General features: G+C 72.4%; 2 protein-coding genes and 1 pseudogene. All 3 read right to left on the reverse strand.

The window, feature by feature from the left end; genetic code table 11:
• Positions 1-862: 862 nt before the first annotated feature.
• The 3 genes and pseudogenes from VE546_RS26275 to VE546_RS26285 all read right to left on the reverse strand — a co-directional run bounded on the left by VE546_RS26275 (position 863) and on the right by VE546_RS26285 (position 2,323).
• Positions 863-1,513 carry a hypothetical protein gene (locus VE546_RS26275; RefSeq protein ID WP_324926594.1) on the reverse strand — a complete coding sequence of 217 codons (651 nt, stop codon included), beginning with the start codon at positions 1,511-1,513 and terminating at the stop codon, positions 863-865.
• Between the two features lie 185 nt (positions 1,514-1,698).
• Positions 1,699-2,184 (reverse strand): annotated as a pseudogene (locus VE546_RS26280) (ATP-binding protein); the annotation flags it as partial.
• A 13-nt stretch (positions 2,185-2,197) separates the two neighbouring features.
• Positions 2,198-2,323, reverse strand: a complete 126-nt coding sequence (locus VE546_RS26285; protein WP_324926596.1) for a hypothetical protein — start codon at positions 2,321-2,323, stop codon at positions 2,198-2,200.
• Between the last annotated feature and the right edge of the window lie 183 nt (positions 2,324-2,506).

The raw sequence follows: 2,506 nt of genomic DNA on the forward strand, positions 1-2,506 counted from the left end.
GGCCCACCCGAACGCCCGGCCGGACCACGCGGCAGGGGCACCCACAAACGACACCCCCAACCACCGGGCAGAGGGGAGGCACGGCCGAGAGGGACGGGCCGACCGGGCCATGAGCGCCGGACGTGGGGCGGCGTCGAAGAGCCGAACGCCGTGCCGTACAGGGCCTGCGGCATGACCACCGCGGCCGGACTCTGCGGCGGCATGCTCGGCCGCCCGTTCGCCGACGGATACCTGTCCGTGAACATCCCGGCCGGGAACAGCGCGGCACGATGCTCCGTCAGGAACGCGAACGTGTTCCCAGCCGGAATCAACTCCCGGCAGACCTCCTGCACATCGGCCCGACCGTCTCCCGGCCCGCTCCCCTGAACCACGACAAGCAGCCGTGGCCCCGCCGCAGGCGCGGCGGGGCCGGAACCCACGCTCTTCATCGGTCTTCCATGGGCTTTGTCGGGTGGTTCGCCGCCGTGAACCGGCCGTTGCCGAGGCGGGGTTCATCCGTCCGCTGCTGCCCCGGTCGCCCGAGGGCGCAGCCGACTGGACGGCCGGACGGTCCTGAACGGGAGCGTGTGGACGTTCCGGGCCGGGTGGCCCGGCGGGACGTACCCGAACGGTACGGCTCCCGGGCCACCCGGCACGCCCGGGTCCGCCGCTGGACCGCCGACGGCACCGTCACCGCATGCTCCCCGCCACCCGGACCAGAGCCGATACGGCCGGGGCCCGCAGAGGGGCATCGCGGCCACGAGTCCGGCCGATCCCGCGACGGACTGACCAGCAGGATCCACCCGGCCTACGACGCGATCGACCGCCAGCCGGCGGTAGAGGCCACCGGCGGCAACGTCGACGCCTGTGCCCGGTGCGAGGCTCAGCCCATCGGCCAGAGCGGCAGATCCGCGTGCCGGACCCGGTACCCACCCTCCGTGACGGGTGCGAAGGGGGCAGGTGCCATGCAGGAACCCACCGAATCCAGGTGCGCGTCGGCGCCGATCGTCCAGTTCACCCCGTCGTCCCAGGAGAATCCCACCCGGTCCCGCGATGTCTTCCCGTGCTTGTCCACGCCGCCGTCATGGACGCTGAACCCCAGCCGCTTCCCCACCCAGTCCGGACCTCCGGCGCTCACCTCGGTGATGACCGCGGTCAGGGTGGCGCTACCGGGCGCGGTCGTCAGGCAGTCGACCGCACCTTCGGCGGTGTAGGTGACGTCCTGCGCCGCCGAGTAGTGGGAGACCTTCACCGTGCCGTACGCGTCGGTCGGCAGCCCGCCGGGTACGCCGGGGATCGGTCTGCTGAAGGGGGCGGCGTGCGCATCGAACGTCAGCGAGCGGATGTCGGCGTCCTCCAGATACGGCAGGCGGAACGTGGCGGCCCCGGTGACGCTTGCCCGCGCCGGCCGCTCTCGCGGGCTGCCGGACGCCGCTGTGGCCCCGGTGACCGCGGTGACGGAAGCCGCGATCGCGACAACCATGGCCAGGGACGCCGCCTTGCGGGTGCGGAGCAGGGAATTCACAGGACTCATGGAACCTCCAGTCGCTGGTGCGGGGTGGGCGGGGGATGTCCCTCCCTGCCCGCGCCAATCCTCCGGTTCGCGCATGCCGAGCGCGTCATCCCGGAGAAGCGGCCGCCTGTGGGGCTGAGGTCGCACAGTCACGGTAGGCGTGCGTCCAGAGGCTGATCCGGCGCGTGCGGACGTCACCCTTCCTCCAGGGTGCTCGGGCGAAGGCAGGTGCCGAGTGCACTGGTCAGCGACCTGCGACTTCGGCGGCCGTGAGGTTGCGGACCATGTCGTCGAGGCAGGTGAAGCAGACCGCGTAGTCGGCCCGGCTGGTCGCGACGGCGATACGGGTCTTGCCGACTCCAGGCGGGCCGAGCAGGACGGCGTTCGCCCGGCCTTGACGAACGACAAGGCGGCCGGATCCTGCACTGTGCGCAGGTCGAGGTCGGGCTGGCTGGAAGGCCGTAGTCCTCCAGCGTCTTGCGGTGCGGGAGCTTCGGCGGTCACAAGCCCTGGCGGAAGCGACGGTCGCCGCAAACGGCCAGTTCCTCGGGGAGCACCAGGTCGGGGAGGCCGAGACGGCCCGCCTTGGCTTCGTCGGCCCGCTGAACGTACTGGTTCAGGGCCTCGGCCACGTGGGGCAGGCCGAGCTTGCCGGTCGTGGCGCGGATGCAGGTGGAGACCAATTCGCTCAAGGCGGCTCCTTCTTCACGGGGCGTTGGTGAACGGGAGGGCGTCGGCCAGCTCGTCATGGACCGACAGCGGACGGCAGCCGACCTGGACGCCGGCGGTCGCGCCCGGGCAACAGGGCCTGCAGCGGACCGACTTCCTCACCCGGAGGCGCCTCGTGACCGGGCACGTTCGCGTGTACGCCGACGACCGGTCTCCGCGCGGTGTGGTGCGGGTGCGGTGGTGGGGGTGGGTCACTCGGTTGGTGCGCTGGATTTGCGGGCCGGTGGGGGCCGGTTGACGATCAAGACCGCGGCGGGCCGGTGCCTCCCCGAGGGGGCGGCCGGG

Source organism: Streptomyces sp., assembly GCF_035644915.1.
Classification (GTDB): Bacteria; Actinomycetota; Actinomycetes; order Streptomycetales; family Streptomycetaceae; genus Streptomyces.